Below are 19,339 nucleotides of genomic sequence, written 5' to 3' on the forward strand. Positions count from 1 at the left end.
ACGCGCAGGTCAGGCGTCCCCGAGCGGCCGCAGCCGCCCGAGGTAGTGGACGAGGGCACCGGTGGCGGTGCGGCCGAGCGTGGCGTCGAGGACCTCACCGACGACGACGTCGTGGTCGCCGGCGGTCCGGACCCAGTGCGTGCGGCACTCGAGCCAGCCCTGGGCCTGGTCGACGAGCGCGGCGCCACTGAGCGGTCCGCGGCTGTGGTCGACCCCGACGAGCTGGCCGACGGCGGGCCGGCCCGGGCTGGCGAGGCGCTCCGCGGCGACCTTCGCGTCGGCGTCGAGGATGCTCACCGCCCACGTGTCGACGTCGTCCAGCGCCTCGCGCAGGCGGGCGTCGGTGTGGACGCAGAAGAGGACCATCGGGGGGCGCAGCGACACCGAGGTGAGCGCGGTGGCGGTCATCGCGAGGTCCGTGGAGCCGTGGCGCAGCGAGACCGCTGCCACGCCCCCGGCAAGACGCTGCATGGTCGCGCGGTACCGCTCGACGAGCTGCTCGCTCACGTACGCCTCCGCCGTGAGTGGTCACCGAACCAGCGGGCCGGCAGCAGCGCCGCCGTCACGCAGGCGATCGGTGCGCCGAAGAGCCAGGCGTAGCTGATGGCCTCGTTGGTGACGAGGACGTCGCCGCCGGGGCGGAGGAAGGCCATGGCCTGGGTGGTGCCGACGACGGCGAGCGCGGCGAGCAGGAGTCCGCCACCACCGGCGATGGCGCGGGCGGCGACGGCGGCGGCGAGCACGCCGGCCAGGCCGAGGACGATGCCCACGGGCAGGTCCTCGAGGGTGAAGCGGTGGACGACCGTGCCGAGCGCCCCCATGACGAGCCCCGCGAGCAGGGAGACGAGGACGCCCACCGTGCCCCCGGTCGTGACGAGCCGGCCGAGGACCCCGCGGCGCGGGGCGGGCTCGGCGGCACCACCGGTGGCGGCCGGGACAGGGCTCGGACCCGCCGGGTCGGCCTGCTCCCCGGAGAGGACGGGCGCGGGGGCGACGGGCGCCGGGACGCGGGTGACGCCGTCGTCGTCCGCGAGGACCGCGGCGAGGGCGCTGGCGTCGGAGCCGGGGGCGGCACGCAGGTGGACGCGGTCGAGGACCGGCACGAGCGCCGCGTTGCTCAGCGCCAGCTGACCCACGAGCGCCCGCCCGTCGATCGGCGCGACGGCCTGGACCTGGGTGGAGTGGTGACGCAGCGCCGCGAGGACCTGCTCGGCGACCGGGCGGACGTCGAAGGACGCGGTGATCGCCGCCGCGGGCGCGGCGAGCGACGACAGCTCCCCGCCGGGGTCGGGCACGCTGAGCACGGTGCCGTCCGGCGCGTGGCGGGGCTCGTGGCGGCCGGTGACGTCGGCGAGCTCGGCGAGCGCCGCCCGCAGGTGGGACTCCTCCTGGGCGACCCACAGGACCGTCGGCACCTGCCACGGGGCCAGGCCACCGAGCGGCTCCGCGGCGTCGGCCGCGATCTCGACGGCGCGGGAGGTGACCCGGTGCGCGTGGACGTGGTCGGGGTGCCCGTAACCGCCGCCGGGCTCCTCGGTGAGGACCGCCGTCGGGCGCACGTGGCGGACGACGACGGCGAGCAGGTGCGCGGCGACGTCGACGTCGAGGGCGGTGAAGGCGTCGCCGCTGGCGTCCGCTGACGGACCGGCGAGGCCGGGGCGGACCCACCGCATGCCGGAGTCCGCGAAGCGGGTGGGCCGCTGCCCTTCGAGGGCCGGGACCTGGTCGAGGAAGAGGTGGCGGTGGACACCGAGCTCGGCGAGGGCGGCGGACAGCTCCGCCTCGCGGCGGAGCGCCAGCTGCTCGGGGTCCTCGGCGAGGTGCGCGAGGTCCGGCGGGATCACCTCACCGCGCTCGCCGCGGGTACAGGTGACGACGGAGACGTCGACACCGGCGCGGGCGGCCAGCGCGAGCAGGCCACCCGCACCGATCGTCTCGTCGTCGGGGTGGGCGAAGACGGCCAGCAGCCGGTGCTCAGGTTGCGTCGTCATCACCCCATTCTGGTCCAGGCCGCCGGGCGGCCCGATGTCAGGCGCGGCGGAGGCGGGCTGCCGCCTTGGCGCGCTCGGTGGCGTCGAGGACGACCTTGCGGATGCGGATGGACTCGGGCGTCACCTCGACGCACTCGTCGTTGCCGGCGAACTCCAGCGACTCCTCCAGCGTGAGCCTGCGCGGCGGCACGAGGTTCTCGAAGGAGTCCGAGGACGCCGCGCGCATGTTCGTCAGCTTCTTCTCCTTGGTGATGTTCACGTCCATGTCGTCGACGCGGGAGTTCTCACCGACGACCTGGCCCTCGTAGACGATCGACGTGGGCTCGACGAAGAAGGAGCCGCGCTCCTGGAGGTTGATCATCGCGAAGGGCGTGACCGAGCCGGCGCGGTCGGCGACCATCGAGCCGTTGGTGCGCAGCTCGATGGGACCGTGCCACGGCTCGTAGCCCTCGGCTATCGAGGAGGCGATGCCGGTGCCGCGGGTGTCGGTGAGGAAGCGCGTGCGGAAGCCGATGAGGCCGCGGGCGGGCACGACGAACTCCATGCGCACCCAGCCGGTGCCGTGGTTCGTCATCGTCTCCATGCGGCCCTTGCGCGTGGCGAGCAGCTGGGTGACCGCGCCGAGGTACTCCTCGGGCACGTCGATGGTCATCCGCTCCATCGGCTCGTGGATCTTGCCGTCGACGGTCCTGGTGACGACCTGCGGCTTGCCGACGGTGAGCTCGAAGCCCTCGCGGCGCATCTGCTCGACGAGGATGGCCAGGGCGAGCTCGCCACGGCCCTGGACCTCCCAGGCGTCGGGCCGGTCGGTCGGCAGGACCTTGAGGGAGACGTTGCCGATGAGCTCGCGGTCGAGGCGGTCCTTGACCTGGCGCGCGGTGACCTTGGCGCCCTTGACCTTGCCGGCCAGCGGGGAGGTGTTGATGCCGATGGTCATCGAGATCGCGGGGTCGTCCACCGTGATGAGCGGCAGCGGACGCGGGTCCTCGAGGTCGACGAGCGACTCGCCGATCGTGATGTCCTCGATACCGGCGACGGCGACGATGTCACCGGCGTGGGCGACCTCGGCGGGCACGCGGGTGAGCGCCTCCGTGCGCAGCAGCTCGGAGATGCGCACGGACTTGAGGCTGCCGTCGCGGCGCGCCCAGCCCACCGTCTGGCCCTTGCGGAGCTCGCCGTTGAAGACGCGCAGCAGGGCGAGGCGACCGAGGAACGGGGAGGCGTCGAGGTTGGTGACGTGCGCCTGGAGGGGCGCGCCCTCGTCGTAGGTCGGGGACGGGATGTTCGCGAGGATGGTCGCGAAGAGCGGCTCGAGGTCGGGGCTGTCCGGCAGCTCGCCGTCGAGCGGCTGCTCGAGGGAGGCGCGCCCGGCCTTGGCGGAGGCGTAGACGACCGGGACGTCGAGGATCGTGTCGAGGTCGAGGTCGGGGACCTCGTCGGAGAGGTCGCTGGCCAGGCCGAGGAGCAGGTCGGTGGCCTCCGCGACGACCTCGGTGATGCGGGCGTCGGGCCGGTCGACCTTGTTGACGACGATGATGACCGGGAGCTTGGCGGCGAGCGCCTTGCGCAGGACGAAGCGCGTCTGGGGCAGCGGCCCCTCGCTCGCGTCGACGAGGAGCACGACGCCGTCGACCATCGACAGACCGCGCTCGACCTCGCCACCGAAGTCGGCGTGGCCGGGGGTGTCGATGACGTTGATGGTCACGCCGTCGGCGACGCCGAGAGCCTCGGCGGCGGGGCCGCGGTAGGTGACCGTCGTGTTCTTCGCGAGAATGGTGATGCCCTTCTCGCGCTCGAGGTCACCGGAGTCCATCGCCCGCTCGTCGACGTGCTGGTGGTCTCCGAAGGCGCCCGACTGCCAGAGCATGGCGTCGACCAGCGTGGTCTTGCCGTGGTCGACGTGGGCGACGATCGCGACGTTGCGCAGGTCGGAACGAACGGGCATACGCGGAGCTCCTCCGGTGAAGGGGTGCCCGGGCGGCGCCGGCATCGCTCGCAGAGCGGGAACGGTGCGCCGGTGACGGGCAGGATTGGGCACCCGAGGCCCGAGTGCCGCCGGTAGATCGTACAACCGCACACCTGTCGGGTCAGCACATGTGACCAGCCCCATACCCCCCTCTGCCTCGGGCGCGCTGACCTACCCGGTTGTCCTCCGACCTCCCCCCTCCCAGCACGTCCGGCCGAGGTGAACCGGGTAGCTCACGCCCCGGCACGCTGCTCCACAGGTGACGCTCCCGGCCTGTCCGGTCACCGCAGGGCCGCGACACATCCGCACCGCCCTCCCGCCGTCGGCACGCTCGTGGTCATGGCCGTGACGATCAGCCCGCAGGAGCTTCCGCCCGTGCTGCTCAGCCGTGAGCTCGGGAAGAACGCCGTCCGGCATGCCGAGAGCACCGGACTCGTGCAGGTGGCCCGCGGGGTCTTCGTCGACCCTCTCGACGAGGAGGAACCCCCGTGGCGCCAGACGGAGCATCTGGCCCTGGCCCGTATCGCGGGCGTCGCCCGCCGCGCGGCCGCACGGCCGGTGTTCAGCCACCGGACGGCCGCGTTGCTGCACGGGCTCTGGCTCGTCGATGGCGACACGCAGGTGCACACCTCGCAGAAGCGCCTGCCGAGCCGGTCCACCGCCGGGCGGGTGCGCCACGTGCGCGACCTGCCGGCCGATGACGTCACCGAGGTCAGCGGCCTGCGGGCGACCACGATCGAGCGCACGATCGTGGACTGCGCCAAGACGATGCACCCACGGCACGCACTCGTCGTCGCGGACAGCGGCATGCGCGCACTCGTCGCCCCCCGGCGGGACACTCCCAGGTCGAACGCCAGGAGGACGGCGGCGCTCCGAGCGCGGCTGCTCGCGATGGTGGAGCAGGGCGACCGGCGCCACCTGCGTCGCGCCCGGGCGGTCGTCACCTGGGCCGACCCGCTCGCGGAATCTCCGTACGAGACGGTCCTCCGGTGGGTCGGCGTCTCCAGGGGCCTGCCACGGCCCGTGCTGCAGCCCCGGTACGAGGTCGAGGGACACGTCTACTACCCCGACGTGCGGTGGCGGCTGCCGGTCACCGAGCACGGCGTGCTCACCGAGACCATCACGCTCCTCGGGGAGTACGACGGCGAGGTGAAGTTCGTGCCCGACGATCCTGACGGGGCCGACGCCCGCCGCCGGCTGTCGGAGCGCGTCATGGCCGAGCGGCGGCGTCAGAACAGGCTGGCGAGCCTCCCCAGCACAACCGTCGAACGCTTCGACCGCACTGATCTCTCCAACGAGGACGCGGTGTTCCGGCGGCTGTGCCGACCCTTCCCGCCGGGCTGGGTCGCCACCCTGCGACCCGTGCCGGAGCTCCTCGGCCCCACCATCCGCCGGTGAGCTACCCGCTTCTCCTCATTGCTGCGTGGGCGAAGGAGGGAGCTCTGAGGACAACCGGGGAGGTCAGCGCAGCGGTGGCGGGTGAAGGCCGCTACGCCGCCGGGTGGCCGTCCTTCAGCGTCAGGACGCTGTCGGCGCGCTGGATGAGGACGGGGTCGTGGGTGGAGACGACGGCGGCGAGGCCGCGGGCGCGGGTGAGCTCCTGGAGGAGCTCCATGATCGTGGCCGCGGTGCGGGAGTCGAGCTGGCCGGTGGGCTCGTCGGCGAGGAGGACCTCCGGCTCGGCGACGAGCGCCCGGGCGATGCCGACGCGCTGCTGCTGGCCACCGGACAGCTCGTAGGGCCGCTGGTGCACGTGGTCGGCGAGCCCGACGAGCTCGAGGGCGGCCGCCACACGTTCCTCCCGCTCGGCGGGGTCGACCTCGAGGAGCCGCAGCGGGACCTCGACGTTCTCGGCGGCCGAGAGCACCGGGATGAGACCGAAGGACTGGAAGACGTAGCCGATGCGGGTGCGGCGGACCTCGAGGACGTCCTTCTCCGGCAGGGACGACAGCTCGCGGCCGTCGCCGAGGAGCACCCGCCCGCCCGTGGGCCGGTCCAGCCCGCCCAGCAGGTTGAGCAGGGTGGTCTTGCCCGACCCGGACGGTCCCCGCACGACGACGAGCTCGCCCGCCGTCACCTCCATGCTCACGTCGGTGAGCGCGCGGACGTCACCGGCGCCGGTCGTGAAGACGCGGCTCACCGACTCTGCGGTCAGCAGCGCCTCAGCCATCGGTGCCGCTCCCGCGCAGGTCGCGCCGGCGCGGCCGCCCGGAGCGAGCCGCCCCACCCACCGGGCCTGCCGACCCGGCCATCGTGTCCGCCGTCCCGGCCACGTCGGCGTTCCCGCCCGGGTCCGCCACCCCGTCCGCCACCGACGGCCCCCGGCCGGCGCCGTCGGGCCACACGCCCACGTGGTCGGTCTCGAGCGCCAGGCGCACCCGCTCGCGCAGGGCGAGGGCGGAGACGAACTCCTCGGGCAGCTGGAGTCGCCCGGTGCGGTCGAGGACGGCGAACTCCTCGGCGACGTGCACCTCGGCACCGGAGTCGTCACGCTCGGTGCGCCGCAGCACCTCGGTGGCGGTGCGGCCGTCGCGGATCTGGACGGTGCGCCGCACGTGCTCGGACACGGTGGGGTCGTGGGTGACGACGAGGACGGTGACGCCCAGCCGCTCCGAGGCGCCGCGCAGCGCCTCGAGCACCTCGGCGCTCGTCGCGTCGTCGAGCTCGCCGGTGGGCTCGTCGGCGAGGAGCACGCGCGGGGAGTTCGCCAGCGCGACGGCGATCGCGGTGCGCTGCTGCTCCCCGCCGCTCATCTGCTCCGGCCGGCGGTCACGGCAGTGCTCGATCCCGAGGAGCGAGAGGAGCTCGTCCACGCGCTCCGCGCGCGCCTCGGCGCCGGACAGGACCAGCGGCACGGCGATGTTCTCGGCGGCGGTGAGGTAGGGCAGGAGGTTGCGCGAGGTCTGTTGCCAGACGAAGCCGACGGTGTGCCGCTGGTAGCGCACCCGGTCCGCCCTGCTCATCGTGCCGATGTCGGTGCCGGCGACGACAGCGCTGCCGCCCGTCGGCCTGTCCAGCCCGGACAGGATGCTGAGCAGCGTCGACTTCCCCGAGCCGGACGCGCCCACGATCGCGACGACGTCGCCGCGCTCCACGCGCAGGTCCAGCCCCTGCAACGCCTGCACCTCCACCCCCTCGGTGGAGAAGATCCGCACGAGCCCGTGGCACAGGATGTCCGGCTCACGGGCCTGCTCGGTCGTCGTCGTCATGCGCACCTCGTCACTCTTGTCCGGCCGGTCGCAGGCGTCATCGTCTCACCGCACGTGTGCCCGCCGTGCCGGCCCGCGCGGCGGTCTACACCGCCGGGGCCCGCCTCGCGCCCTGGGCTGCCTCGGTGAACTCCCGCTCCACCTCCTCGTCGCGGTGGTAGGTGAGCCGGCTGACGACGACGGCGACGGCGAGGTTGGCGAGGAAGCCGGGCACGATCTCGTACAGCGTGGTGCCGAGGATCTCCGGCCCGAGCTGCTTCCACAGGATGACCGTCACCGCCCCCGTCACCATGCCGGCGAGCGCACCCCACGTGGTGAGTCGGCGCCAGAAGAGGCTGAGGAGGATCGCCGGCCCGAAGGAGGCGCCGAAGCCCGCCCACGCGAAGGCGACGAGCCCGAGGATCGTGTCGTCGGGGTCGAGCGCGAGGAGCGTGGCGACGACGGCCACCGCGAGCACGGCCGCGCGTCCGAGGACGACCAGGTTCCGGGGCGACGCGTCCTTGCGGACGATCCGGTACAGGTCCTCGACAAAGGCGGAGGAGCACACGATGAGCTGGCTCGAGACGGTGCTCATGATCGCGGCGAGCACGGCAGCGAAGACGACCCCGGCGATGAACGGGTGCAGCAGTGCCTGAGACAGCGTGAGCACGACCTGCTCGGCGTCGGCCAGGTCCGTGCCGCTGCGGTTGAAGTAGGCGACTCCGAGAAGACCCGTCACCACCGCGCCGACCAGGGAGATGACCATCCAGCCGATGCCGATCCGGCGTGCGCGGCCCGCCGAGAGCGCGTCCCGCATCGCCATGAAGCGCACGATGACGTGCGGCTGCCCGAAGTAGCCCAGCCCCCAGGCGAGCGCCGACACGACACCCACGACGGACGCCCCGCTGATCCCCGCTCCGGCCAGCGGCGACAGCCGCGCGGGGTCCACGGCCCGGATCCCGTCGAGCGCCTCGCCGACGCCGCCGAGCGAGACGAGCACGACGATCGGAATGACGATCAGCGCGACCATCATCATCGTGCCCTGCACGACGTCGGTGAGCGAGGCGCCGAGGAAGCCGCCGATGAGCGTGTAGCCCAGCGTGACGCCGGCGACGACGAGCACGCCGGTGAGGTAGGAGGTGTCGAAGGCGGCCTCGAACAGCACCCCGCCCGCGACCATCATCGACGAGACGTAGAAGGTGAAGAACACGAGGACGATGGCGCCGGACGCCACACGCAGCGACCGTGAGGTGTCGTGCAGTCGGTTCTCGAAGAAGCTCGGGATCGTGATCGAGTTCTTCGCCGTCTCGGTGTACGAGCGCAGCCGCGGTGCCACGAGCCGCCAGTTGAGGTAGGCGCCGATGGTGAGCCCGACGGCGATCCACCCCTCGATGAGCCCGCTGACGTAGATGGCGCCCGGCAGGCCCATCATCAGCCAGCCGGACATGTCCGAGGCGCCGGCGCTGAGCGCGGCGGTGGTGGGAGACAGACGGCGCCCGCCGAGCATGTAGTCCTCGTGCCCGCTGGTGCGCCGGTAGGCGTAGTAGCCGATCCCCAGCATCACCGCGAAGTAGGCGACCAGGGCCACGAGCTGGTAGGTGCGGTCAGACATCGTCGTCTCCTCCCCGAGAGCACAGTCCGCCCAGTGTGGCACGGACCACAGACACGCAGGCTCCGGTCCGACGGGTCAGGTCTCCTCGCCCATCCGCAGCTCGCCCGCGACGTCGGCCCTGCTGCTCACCACGGTGGAGACGAGCACGGCCAGCGCCGTCACGAGGAGGACCCCGCCGAGCACCCCGCCGACGACGAGGGGGTCGACGACCAGCCCGGGCTGCTCCTCCCCGCCGGTGAGCGCCCGCAGGTCCATCCCGCCGAGCACGACCCACGGCACGAGGACCCCGAGGACGCCGCCGGCGAGCACCGACACCGCGGACAGCGGCCCCAGCTCCCACGCGACGATCCCGCGCGCCCGCCGCCGGTCCAGCCCGAGCGTGCGCAGCACCGCGAGCAGCCGCGCGCGGACCGGCGCGCCCATGAGCTGGGTCATGACGACGGCGACGACGACGAGCACGAGGCTGAGCACGACGGCGACCCCGAGAGCGGCGTTCATCCCGCCGGCCATCGGGGAGGAGAGGAAGCCGCTCGCGTCCCCGGCAGGGTTCTGGGCGAGGGCGACGGGCTCGACCTCGCGCACGCGCCCGAGGACCGCCGTCGGGTCCTCGCCGTCGGCGACGTCCACGAGCGCGATCCGCGGCAGCACCGCACGCCCGGCGGCGGCAGCGAAGGCCTCGGCCTCGACGAGGACGTCACCGGTGGTCCCCGCACCCGCGAGCCGCCCGACGGTCCCGACGACCTCGAGCGTCACCCCGTCCCCGACCGCGGCCTCGAGCGTGTCCCCCACACCCGCACCGAGCGCCTCGACCGCCTCGGCCGACAGCACGGCGGGGACCGCGTCACCGGTTCCCCCGGAGAGGTCCGCAGGGAGCCGGTCGATGCCCACGCCGTCGGCCTGGACGGCGCGCACGGCCGCGGGGTCGGCGACCGCGAGGTCGAGCCGCTCCCCCGCCACGCTCACCGTGCCGGCGTCACCGATCGTCGCCACTCCCGCGACCCCGGGCACGGCGGCGATCGCGGCGGCCTTCTCCTCGTCGAGCACCGGGCCGGACAGACGCAGGTCGGCGCCCACGGACTGCCACGCCGTCGCCTGCACCCCGGCGCTGATGGTCGAGCCGAGGACGGCGGAGAACATCGCGACGGACACCCCGACGACGAGCGCGACGGCGGGAACGAGCCCGCCGGCGGGCTCGCGGACCGCACGCGCCGCCCCCAGGAAGGCGGTGAGGCCACGACGACGGCGCAACGCGCCCGCGAGCGCCCGCACCGGCAGCGGGTAGACCCGCAGGACGACGACGCAGGTGGAGGCGGCGAGCAGGAGCGGCACACCGGTGAGGAGGACGTCGGTCTCGCCGGCGCCTGGTTGCACACCGCGCTGGCCGAGCAGGACGAGGGCGACGGCGGTGACCACCAGGAGCACGACCTCGGCGACCCACCGCCATCGGCTGGGTCGCGTGCCCAGGTCCGCCCGGCTCTCACGCAGGCCGCGCGGGGAGGTGCTCGCGGCGAGCACGACGGCGGGGACGAGCGCGACGAGGCCGGTGACGGCGAGGTCGGCCGGCGCGGTTCGCCCGGGCAGGAGGAGCACCGCGAGCAACGCTCCGGCCGCGGCGGCGGGCAGCCCGATGACGAGGCCCTCGAGGGCCAGCACGGACCGCAGCTGCCACCCGGACCCGCCCCGGGCGGAGAGGAGCGCGAGCCCGGACCGGCGGCGGGAGACGAGGAGCCGCGCCGCGAGGAGGAACACGGCGAGGGTCACGCCGAGCGGGCCGGACGCGATGACGGTGAGCACGGTGGAGGTGACGGCCTGCTGCTGGCGGACCCGGTCGAGCACCTCGCCGAGCTCGGTGGCGAAGCGCACCTCTGCCGCGGGGACCAGGTCGCCGGCCTCACCGAGGGGTTGGGGCGCCGTGAAGCGGGTGAGCTGGGCCGCGGCGGCATCGACGTCGTCGGCGCTGAGCGCGTCGACGACGGTGGGGAACCACATCTGGGTGCGGAAGGTCCGGACGTGCTCGGGCATGCCGGCGGGGAGCCCGCCGTCCCAGGACGGGGCGAGGTAGGCGGCTGCCTCCGCGGACGTGCCGAGGTTGAGGTCGTCGACGACGTAGGGCTGGGCCGAGTACAGGTTGTGGGCCCAGTGGTCGGCGCGGGGGTCGGTCACCTCGTAGGTGCCGGTGAGCAGGGCCGGGACCGTGTTGCCGGTGATGCGCCGCTCGGTGCCGACCTCCCACTCGAGGACGTCCGCGGCTGGGGCGGACAGGAGGACTTCGAGCGGCTCGCTGGCCGCGATGGCGGCGTTGACGAGCACGAGCCTCTCCTCCACGGTGAGGAGGCCCTCCCGCCCCTCGGCGAGCTCGGCGTAGGGGTCGACGGGGATGTGCGGCTCCGGCCACCGTCCCGCGACGAGCGTCACCCGGTCCGCCAGGTACGGGTCGACGGTGAGGCGCAGCCGCTGCCGGCCCATGAGCGGGTCCGGCGGGGGCTCGATCTCGGCCGGCTCGCTCTGCAGCCAGAAGCTCGGGTCACCGAGCAGGTCGCGCAGCGGCTCCGGCTGGGCGGCGCGCAGCTCCTCCAGCGCGGCGTACAGGCCGCCGAGGTTCTCCTCGACGTCGGGCGGGAAGGGGGTGGAGCCGGCCGGGGGCGCCGGCAGCCGCGGCAGCCCGCCGGGCAGGACGCCGACGACGTCGCGCGACAGCGGGCTCGTGGCGGCGATCTCGTGGGTGACCTGCCGGTCGTCGACGCCCGCGAGCAGGCGCGGCCAGGCGGTGACGACCGCGGAGACGAGGAGCACGAGCAGGAGCAGCGCGACGGGCACGGCACGGTGCGCGGTGGCCTGGCGGCGCGCGAGCCCGAGGAGGCCGCTCATCGCACCTCCTCCCGGTACTCCGCGTCCAGCGCCTGGCTGCGCACCCGGGCGCCGAGCACCGCGGCGACGACGGCGAGCCCACCCACGAGGACGGCGAGCACCCCCAGCGCCGGCAGCACGTCGAGCCGGCCGCCGAGGGGCAGCGGCGAGGGCTGCGTGGCCGCCGCCCGGGCGAGCGTGGGCACGAGCACCACCGAGGCCGCCCACCCCGCGAGCACGCCGAGGAGGACGCCCAGCGCGCCCACACCGAGCAGCTCGGCCGCCCGGGTGCGGGCCTGCCCTGCGGCCGGGAGGCCGAGGGCGCGCAGCACGACGACCTCACCCCGCCGCTCCCGGGCCAGGGACAGGACGACGGCGGCGACACCGGTGAGCGCGAGGAGGGCGGCACCCGCGGCAACGGTCCAGAAGGTCTGGCGCACCGAGCCCGCCGAGTCGCTCAGGCCCTCCCCGGCGATCTCGACCGCCGCCTCGGGCCCGGCGAGAGCGGCCGCTGCGTCGGCCACCCCGGTGTGGTCGGCACCGTCCTCGACGGCGAGCCACACCTCGCCCGGCAGCAGCGGGCTCGCGTGCCGGCCGAGCACGTGGGCGCCGAGGGCGCCGAGGTCGAGCAGCACGGCGTCCTCCTCGAGACCGCCGGGGACGGCGTCGACGACGTCGCTCACCGTGACGTCGACGGCGGCACCCCCGAGGGCGACGGTCGCCGTGTCCCCGTCCCTCAGGTCCGCCGACGCGGCGAGGTGGGAGGTGAGGACGGCGGGCACAGCGGGAGCGGCGCCACCGGGCACGAGGCGGACCTCCGCGTCCGGCGGGAGGTCCCAGCCCAGGCCGCCCGCCACTCCGATGGTGCCCTGCGGCTCGAGGTCCACCTCGTCGAGCGCGGCCGCCGGCCGCCACTGCTCGTCGCCGAGGCCGACCGCGGCGCCGTCGGCGGTGAGGGCGGTGACCTCCACGGACACGTCGCTGCCGAGGTCGGGCCCCGCGAGGGCGAGGTCGAGGGCGACCAGCCGGTGCTCACCGGACCCGGGCAGCTCGAGGCGGAGCGTGTGCTCGGAGGGCTCGGGGCCGAGGAGCCCGTCGCCGCCGCCGTCGGGGTCGGCCGGCAGGCGTCCACCCTCGAGCATGCTCAGGCCGCCGTCCGCGTCGGCCACCCACGCCGCCAGCTCGAGCCCGTGCTCCTCCTCGTCCCGCGCGGCGTCCTCGGCCAGCGCGGCGTCCGCCTCCTCCTCGGACATGCCGAGGCCCTCGACGTAGTACTGCCGCGCGTCGGCGAGCAGCTCGGCCTCCACCTCACGGGCCGTCGCGGACGTGCCGAGGTGGGCCCGGAGGGTGAGGTCGAGGGTCTGCGCGCCGGCGGGCAGCGGCACGCCCCAGGCGGCCGGGGCGAGGCCGGCGGCCGCGTCGGGGACCGCCGGCCCGTCGGGCAGGTGCGCGAGCTCGTCCAGGCGGGCGGCGTCGAGTGCGGTGACGGCCACGGGCAGCTCACCGAAGGTGCCGCCGGACCGCAGGACGGTCCCGGCCGCGGTGACGCCGGCGAGCTCACGGTAGGGCGCCGCGGACAGGGCCTGCGGCACCGCCTGGCGCGAGGTCGCTCCCGCGGGCACGGCGACGCGGACGTCGGTCCCGGTGGCGAGCGCGGCGACGTGCTCACGCTGGGTGGCCGTCGCCCCGGCGAAGGAGGAGGCGACCGTGGTGGCACCGACGGCGAGGACGACGAGCACGAGCGGGACGGCGTAGGCCCGCACCCGGCGGGAGACCTGCCGGGTGGCGAGCACTCCGGCCAGGCCGCGCTCCCGCTCGCGCAGCCGGGCCGCCCCGCGGGCGAGCGGGCCGAGCAGGGCCAGCGCGAGCACGGCGAGGAAGCCGAGCACCGCCCCGAGGGACACGACCGCGAGCACGTCCGCCCCGCCGTCGTCCAGGAGCGGGGTGCCGTGCCGCAGCAGCTGCCACGCGGACAGGACGGCCGCCGCTCCGCAGAGCACGACCGTGCCGACCGCGGCGGCGCCCCGGAGCCGTCCGGACCGGTCGGCCACCCTGCGTCGCGCGATCGCCCGCGCCTGCAGGCCGGCCACGGCCGTCCCGGTGAGCGCGGTGACGAGGGCGACGACCACCCCGGTGGCGACGATGACCCCCCGTTGCGCCTCCCCGCCGTCGAGCCGGCCGACGACGACGGCGGCCACCGCCGTGCCGACCGCGCCACCGACGAGCGCGACGGCGGCGAGCTCGGCCGCCGACCACGCGGTCACCTGACGGACCGCCGCGCCGCGGGCGACGAGGATCTCGGTCTCCCGGGCACGCGTCTGCCCGAGCAGGCGGACGACCTGGACGAGTGCGACGACGGAGACGACCCCGAGGAGCGCCACGGGCACCAGACCGACGGCCGCCGCGGTGGCGGTGGCCGCGCGGAGGTCGTCGATCGTGGCGGCGAGCTCGCCGGCGACGGTCAGGCCGCGGACCGCGACGGCGTCGTCGTCGCCCAGGGTGAAGTCGAGGCGCGCAAGGCCGTCGGCGAGGCCCGGGAGGTCGGCCACGGTGAGCAGCTCGGCGCGGGGCTGGACGGTCCACCGGGCGAAGGGCGCGCTGACGGCGTCACGGACGGTGCCCGCGTCGGTGAGGAGCGGACCCACCGCGTCCTCGACGGACGGGCCGGTGAACCACGCGCGCTCGTCACCCGGCTGCCACGTGCCCGCGACGGTGAGCGTGACGCCGTCGACGACGATCTCTCCGCCCGTCGTCAGGCCCGTCTCGGCGGCGGCCTGCTCGGGCACGAGCACCTCGCGGGGGCCGGGGAGCTCGCCGTCGGCGAGGACCACACCGTCACCCGCGGGCAGCTCGGCGAGGACGACGCGCAGCTCCTGCCCGCCGGCCGCGGCGCCGACCGCCTCCGACCACAGCGAGCGGGACACGTCCGTGCCGGGCCCCAGCAGCTCGCTGACGGCGGCCCGGACGGCGGCGTCCTGGGCCTCCGGGTCGCCGGCCAGGCGCGTCCGGACCTGGACGCCGGCCTCGTGCGGCGCGGCCTCGGTGAGGGCCGCGCGGACCGTGGCGACCCCGGCCGCCCGCGTGTACCCGACGCTGCCGGCGAGGATCGCGGCGACGGTCGCGGTGAGGACGAGCAGGGTGAGGAGGGCGCCCCGCTGTGCACGGCCACGCCGTAGCAGGAGTCGGGGCGCCCTCACCGGCTACTCGCGGGTGGACTCGTCCAGCGGCCCGGCGCCGACGGTGCCCCCGCCCACCTGGAGCTCGGTGACCCGCTCGCCGAAGGACGCGAGCAGCGCGTGGCGCTCCTCGCGGCGGCGCCGCTGCTCGCCGGGCTCGGGCACGGGCGCCGCGGCGAGCAGCCGCTGCGTGTACTCCTCCTGCGGGTTCTGCAGGACGTCCTCGCGGCTGCCCTTCTCGACGATCTTGCCGTTCTGCAGGACGACCACCCGGTGGGCGAGCAGGTCGACGACGGCGAGGTCGTGGGAGACGAACAGGCAGGCGAAGCGGTAGCGCTGCTGGAGCTCGGTGAACATCGCGAGCACGCTCGCCTGGACGGACACGTCCAGCGCGGAGGTGGGCTCGTCGGCGACCAGCAGCTCGGGGTCGAGGACGAGCGCACGGGCCACGGACACGCGCTGGCGCTGGCCGCCGGAGAGCTCGTGCGGGTAGCGGTTGTAGACGCTGCGGGGCAGCTCGACAGCCTCGAGCAGCTCGTGGACCTTCTGCTCGCGGGAGCTCTTGTCCCCGACCTTGTGGACGACCATCGGCTCGCTGATGATGTCGCCGATCGGCAGGCGCGGGTTGAGCGAGGCGGCCGGGTCCTGGAAGATCACGCCGATCCGCTTGCGAAGCGACTTGGCGTCCCGACGCTTGAGGGCGCCGAAGTCCTCGCCGAACATGCGGACGGTGCCCGACGCCGCGGGGATGAGTCCCAGCGCGCAGCGGCCGATCGTCGACTTGCCCGAGCCGGACTCACCCACGAGGCCGACGACCTCGCCCTGGCGCACCGAGAAGGAGACGTCGTCGACGGCGCGGAAGGGCGGCTTGCCGGCGCGCTGGTACTCGATGACGAGGTTCTCCATGCGCAGCGCGTGGACCTCGTTCTCCTCGACGGGCGGCGCCTCGACGTGCGTGATGCCCAGCTGGTCGCGGCCGCGGCCCAGGTGGGGAACGGCGTCGAGCAGGCGCTTGGTGTAGGCGTGCTGCGGGTGGTTGAGGACCTGGTCGACGCTGCCGTTCTCCACGAGGTTGCCCTTGAACATCACCGCGACGCGGTCGGCCATGTCGGCGACGACGCCCATGTTGTGGGTGATGAGGAGGATGCCGGTGTTGAGCTTGTCCTTGAGGGAGCGCAGCAGGTCGAGGATCTCGGCCTGGACGGTGACGTCCAGCGCCGTCGTCGGCTCGTCGGCGATGATGACGCGCGGGTCGCAGCTGATGGCGATGGCGATGACCACGCGCTGGCGCTGACCGCCGGAGAGCTCGTGCGGGTACTGCTTGAGACGCCGCTCCGGCTCGGGGATGCCGACCATCCGCACAGCTCGGCCGCGCGCTCGTCCGCGGCCCGCCCGAAGGCGATGCCGTGGAGCTCGAGGGCCTCGGTGAGCTGGGTGCCGATGGTGAGCACCGGGTTGAGGGCCGTCATGGGCTCCTGGAAGACCATGGCGACGTCGTTGCCGCGCATGCGGCGCAGGTCCCGCTCGTCGAGCTCGCCCACCTTCTGGTCACCGACGACGACGCCGCCCCCGGTCCGGGCGTTCTTCGGCAGCAGGCCGAGCGCCGTCATCGAGGTGACCGACTTGCCGGAGCCGGACTCACCGACGAGCGCGACGACCTCACCCGGGTGCACCTCGAGGGAGATGCCCTTGACGGCGTGGACCGAGCCGAACTCGGTCTTGAAGCGGACGTCGAGGTCGGTGAAGGAGAGGACCGGCCCGCTGGACTGCTCGGAGGTGGTGGTCATCAGTCCTTGTTCCTGTTCTGCCGGGGGTCGAACGCGTCGCGCAGCCCGTCACCGATGAAGTTCACGCTCAGCGCGATACCGAGGATGAAGATGCCGGGCCACCAGAACAGCCAGGGCCGGGACGTGAAGGACGCCTGGTAGGTGTTGATGAGGACGCCGAGGGAGGTGTCCGGCGCGTCGACACCGAAGCCGAGGAAGGACAGCGAGGTCTCGAGGAGGATCGCCGCCGCGATCGCCAGGGTGGCCGACACGATGATCGTCCCGAGCGTGTTCGGCAGGATGTGCTTGACGATGATCCGCAGCGGCGAGGTGCCCACGGCCCGGGCGGCGGCGACGAACTCCCGCTCGCGCAGGGAGAGCACCTCACCGCGGACGAGACGGGCGAGTCCGGTCCACGTGACGATGCCGAGCATGAACGCCAGGGTCCAGATCGACCCGCCGCTGATCTGGCCCAGGACGGCCGCGAGCACGAGCAGCGGGATGACGATGAGGAGGTCGGTGAGGCGCATGAGGACGGCCTCGACCCAGCCGCGGAAGTAGCCGGCAGCCGCACCGATCGCCGTGCCGATGACCGTGGAGACGATGCCGACGACGAACGCGATGATGAGCGAGCGCTGGGTGCCGCGCATGACGAGGGCGAAGTAGTCCTTGCCGACGTTGTCCTGCCCGAAGGGCTGGTCGCCGATCGAGAAGGGCCACAGGCTCAGCGAGGGCCTGCCGCCGTCGGTGACGGTGCCTGCCAACGTGTAGTCGTGCTTCCACCAGCCGGGGAGGGGCCCGAAGCCGATCGAGGTGTAGGCGAGCAGCGTGATGAAGATCAGCACGGCCATGGACACCATCGCGCCGCGGTGGCGAAGGAAGCGCCGCAGCACGAGCTGGCCCTGGGAGTAGGACCGGTCGGTCTTGCCCTCGAGGTCCTCCTCGACCGACAGCTGGTCGATGTTCTGCAGGGTGCCGGGGTCGGCGCCCTGCATGCCGGGCTGCGGAACGATGTGCTCCGGCCGGTTGCTCTTCCTGAACCTTCTCATCGCTGCCTCCGGGTCGCGGGGCTGGTACGGGTGTCTGCGTCGCTCACTGCGCTCACCGCCGGATCCGGGGGTCGAGGAAGGCGTAGGCGATGTCGGCCAGCATGTTCATCACGACGGCGGCGGTGCCGGTGACGAGGAAGAAGGCCATGACGGGCGCGGGGTCGACCTGGACCAGGCCCGTCCGGAAGAGCTCGCCCATGCCCTTCCAGCCGAAGACGGTCTCCGTCAGCACCGCTCCGCCGATGAGGCCGGCGAAGTCGAAGGCGACGATGGTCGTGATCGGGATGAGCGCGTTGCGGAAGGCGTGCTTGGTGATGACCACCCGCTCGGAGAGGCCCTTGGAGCGTGCGGTGCGCACGTAGTCCTGCTCGAGCACCTCGAGCATGGACGAGCGGGTGTACCGGCTGTAGCTGGCCACCGACACGAGGGTGAGGAGGATCGTCGGCAGCAGCAGCTGGGTGCCCTTGTCGAGGAACTCCTGCCAGAAGGTGCCGTCGTAGTTGGGGGTCTCGGCACCGATCGTCGAGATCGGCCGGCCGTTGCGGACGGAGCCGAGGTAGCCGGCCCAGGCGGACAGCGCCTGGTCCACGACGATGACGAGGCTCATGACGGTCGCGGTCGCGACAGACACCCAGATCGCCATGGTGCGGGAGTACCCGCCCCACAGCGCGCCGCTGAGGACGGCGATGACGATGGCGACGGCGAAGAGCCCGAACAGGACGCCCCAGGTGGGCTCCCCCAGCTGGCTGGAGAAGACGAAGTAGGAGACGATCCCGGCGCCGACGGTGGTGAGGGCGGCGTACAGGACGTTCTTGTTCCCCAGGCCCGAGCTGAGCATGACGATGAGCAGCGCCGCACCGATGGAGGCGACGGCGACGACGCCGATGCCCAGCGCCGGCTGGCGGTACCAGTCGACGGCGTCGAAGTAGAACATCGCCGCGAAGACGAAGAGGAAGGTGGCGCCGCCGGTGAGGAGCCGTCGTCGGGCGTCACCGCCGAGTGCCCCGGCGATGACGACGGCGAGCACGAGGGCGACGAGGGCGATCTGCCACAGCGCCAAGTCGGGCGAGACGATCCAGTCGTTGAAGCGGATCGCGCCGTACTCCTTGAGGAGCACCGCCGCCCAGAAGACCGGCAGGGAGTACATCATGAACGCGAAGAACGTCACGATGTAGTCGAAGCCCGAGTACTGACGGATCGCGGTGAGGATCCCGATCCCGATCCCGATGACGATGGCGAGCAGCGTCGAGAGGATGACGAGGCGCAGGGTCGCCGCGGCAGCGTTGCCGAGCAGGTCGATGACCGGGATGCCCGCGCGGTTGACACCGAGGTCGCAGGAGCCGACGACGCACCTGCCCACACCGGCGAGCCACGCGCCGTAGCGCTCGTACCAGGGGTCGTCCAGACCCATGTTGTTGATGCGCTGGGCGATGAGGCTGTCACGGTTGGGGTCGTTCGACTCCCGCAGGTCCGCCAGCGGGTCGCCCGAGTTGATGGTCAGGACGAACATGAGGACGGACCCACCGAGCAGGACGAGGGAGGATATTCCCAGCCTGCGCAGGATGAACTTGATCACGAGCTTGCCCTTCGGGTCTTCCGGGTGAGCCCGGACAGCCTAGTCCTCGCCCTTGTGGGACTCGGACAGGCGCCGAGAATTCACGTCAAGGCACCGTACACGCAGGCCAGTGGGGCAGAGGGAGGACCTCCCCCTGCCCCACCGGCTATTCAGCGTGCATCAGGTGAT

11 protein-coding genes and 1 pseudogene are annotated in these 19,339 nt (G+C 73.7%); 1 reads left to right on the forward strand and 11 read right to left on the reverse strand.

Annotation, left to right across the window (positions count from 1 at the left end; translation table 11 throughout):
• Positions 1-9: 9 nt before the first annotated feature.
• The 3 genes from DSZ44_RS16070 to typA are packed head-to-tail and all read right to left on the reverse strand — an operon-like array spanning position 10 to position 3,936.
• Positions 10-507 carry a flavin reductase family protein gene (locus DSZ44_RS16070; protein ID WP_258369630.1) on the reverse strand — a complete coding sequence of 166 codons (498 nt, stop codon included), beginning with the start codon at positions 505-507 and terminating at the stop codon, positions 10-12.
• The gene (locus tag DSZ44_RS16075) at positions 504-1,991 is read right to left on the reverse strand and encodes a PIG-L family deacetylase (protein ID WP_110853648.1); all 1,488 of its coding nucleotides are present in this window, start codon (positions 1,989-1,991) and stop codon (positions 504-506) included. The genes DSZ44_RS16070 and DSZ44_RS16075 overlap by 4 nt, the downstream gene beginning before the upstream one ends.
• 37 nt (positions 1,992-2,028) lie before the next feature.
• A complete protein-coding gene (gene typA, locus DSZ44_RS16080; protein WP_110853649.1) occupies positions 2,029-3,936 on the reverse strand; it encodes a translational GTPase TypA in 1,908 nt (635 codons plus the stop codon).
• Positions 3,937-4,296: 360 nt separating this feature from the next.
• Here typA and DSZ44_RS16085 point away from each other — a divergent pair, with 360 nt between their 5' ends.
• Positions 4,297-5,355, forward strand: a complete 1,059-nt coding sequence (locus DSZ44_RS16085; RefSeq protein ID WP_146237592.1) for a hypothetical protein — start codon at positions 4,297-4,299, stop codon at positions 5,353-5,355.
• A 91-nt stretch (positions 5,356-5,446) separates the two neighbouring features.
• Here the strand turns inward: DSZ44_RS16085 and DSZ44_RS16090 are convergent, their stop codons facing one another.
• The 8 genes and pseudogenes from DSZ44_RS16090 to DSZ44_RS16130 all read right to left on the reverse strand — a co-directional run bounded on the left by DSZ44_RS16090 (position 5,447) and on the right by DSZ44_RS16130 (position 19,171).
• A complete protein-coding gene (locus DSZ44_RS16090; RefSeq protein WP_110853683.1) occupies positions 5,447-6,127 on the reverse strand; it encodes an ABC transporter ATP-binding protein in 681 nt (226 codons plus the stop codon).
• Positions 6,120-7,166, reverse strand: coding sequence for an ABC transporter ATP-binding protein (locus DSZ44_RS16095; protein WP_110853651.1), 1,047 nt, complete (start codon positions 7,164-7,166; stop codon positions 6,120-6,122). Before DSZ44_RS16095 ends, DSZ44_RS16090 begins: the two co-directional genes overlap by 8 nt.
• Before the next feature lie 85 nt (positions 7,167-7,251).
• Positions 7,252-8,757, reverse strand: a complete 1,506-nt coding sequence (putP, locus tag DSZ44_RS16100; protein ID WP_110853652.1) for a sodium/proline symporter PutP — start codon at positions 8,755-8,757, stop codon at positions 7,252-7,254.
• Between the two features lie 75 nt (positions 8,758-8,832).
• Entirely contained in the window at positions 8,833-11,625 is a 2,793-nt protein-coding gene (locus DSZ44_RS16105; RefSeq protein ID WP_110853653.1) for an FtsX-like permease family protein, read from the reverse strand.
• The gene (locus DSZ44_RS16110) at positions 11,622-14,801 is read right to left on the reverse strand and encodes an FtsX-like permease family protein (protein WP_110853654.1); all 3,180 of its coding nucleotides are present in this window, start codon (positions 14,799-14,801) and stop codon (positions 11,622-11,624) included. Before DSZ44_RS16110 ends, DSZ44_RS16105 begins: the two co-directional genes overlap by 4 nt.
• 3 nt (positions 14,802-14,804) lie before the next feature.
• Positions 14,805-16,567: pseudogene (locus tag DSZ44_RS16115) on the reverse strand (ABC transporter ATP-binding protein).
• A complete protein-coding gene (locus tag DSZ44_RS16125; protein ID WP_110853657.1) occupies positions 16,567-17,541 on the reverse strand; it encodes an ABC transporter permease in 975 nt (324 codons plus the stop codon). Before DSZ44_RS16125 ends, DSZ44_RS16115 begins: the two are co-directional and overlap by 1 nt.
• A gap of 106 nt (positions 17,542-17,647) precedes the next feature.
• Positions 17,648-19,171, reverse strand: coding sequence for an ABC transporter permease (locus DSZ44_RS16130; protein ID WP_110853658.1), 1,524 nt, complete (start codon positions 19,169-19,171; stop codon positions 17,648-17,650).
• Positions 19,172-19,339 lie beyond the last annotated feature (168 nt).

Source organism: Georgenia satyanarayanai, from assembly GCF_900116375.1.
Taxonomy (GTDB): Bacteria; Actinomycetota; Actinomycetes; order Actinomycetales; family Actinomycetaceae; genus Oceanitalea; species Oceanitalea nanhaiensis.

Bases quoted from the DNA above. Each gene is read 5' to 3' on its own strand.
- DSZ44_RS16075 (WP_110853648.1), bottom strand. From the start codon at position 1,991: ATGACGACGCAACCTGAGCACCGGCTGCTGGCCGTCTTCGCCCACCCC.
- typA (WP_110853649.1), bottom strand. From the start codon at position 3,936: ATGCCCGTTCGTTCCGACCTGCGCAACGTCGCGATCGTCGCCCACGTC.
- DSZ44_RS16085 (WP_146237592.1), top strand. From the start codon at position 4,297: ATGGCCGTGACGATCAGCCCGCAGGAGCTTCCGCCCGTGCTGCTCAGC.
- DSZ44_RS16090 (WP_110853683.1), bottom strand. From the start codon at position 6,127: ATGGCTGAGGCGCTGCTGACCGCAGAGTCGGTGAGCCGCGTCTTCACG.
- DSZ44_RS16095 (WP_110853651.1), bottom strand. From the start codon at position 7,166: ATGACGACGACGACCGAGCAGGCCCGTGAGCCGGACATCCTGTGCCAC.
- putP (WP_110853652.1), bottom strand. From the start codon at position 8,757: ATGTCTGACCGCACCTACCAGCTCGTGGCCCTGGTCGCCTACTTCGCG.
- DSZ44_RS16105 (WP_110853653.1), bottom strand. From the start codon at position 11,625: ATGAGCGGCCTCCTCGGGCTCGCGCGCCGCCAGGCCACCGCGCACCGT.
- DSZ44_RS16125 (WP_110853657.1), bottom strand. From the start codon at position 17,541: ATGCAGGGCGCCGACCCCGGCACCCTGCAGAACATCGACCAGCTGTCG.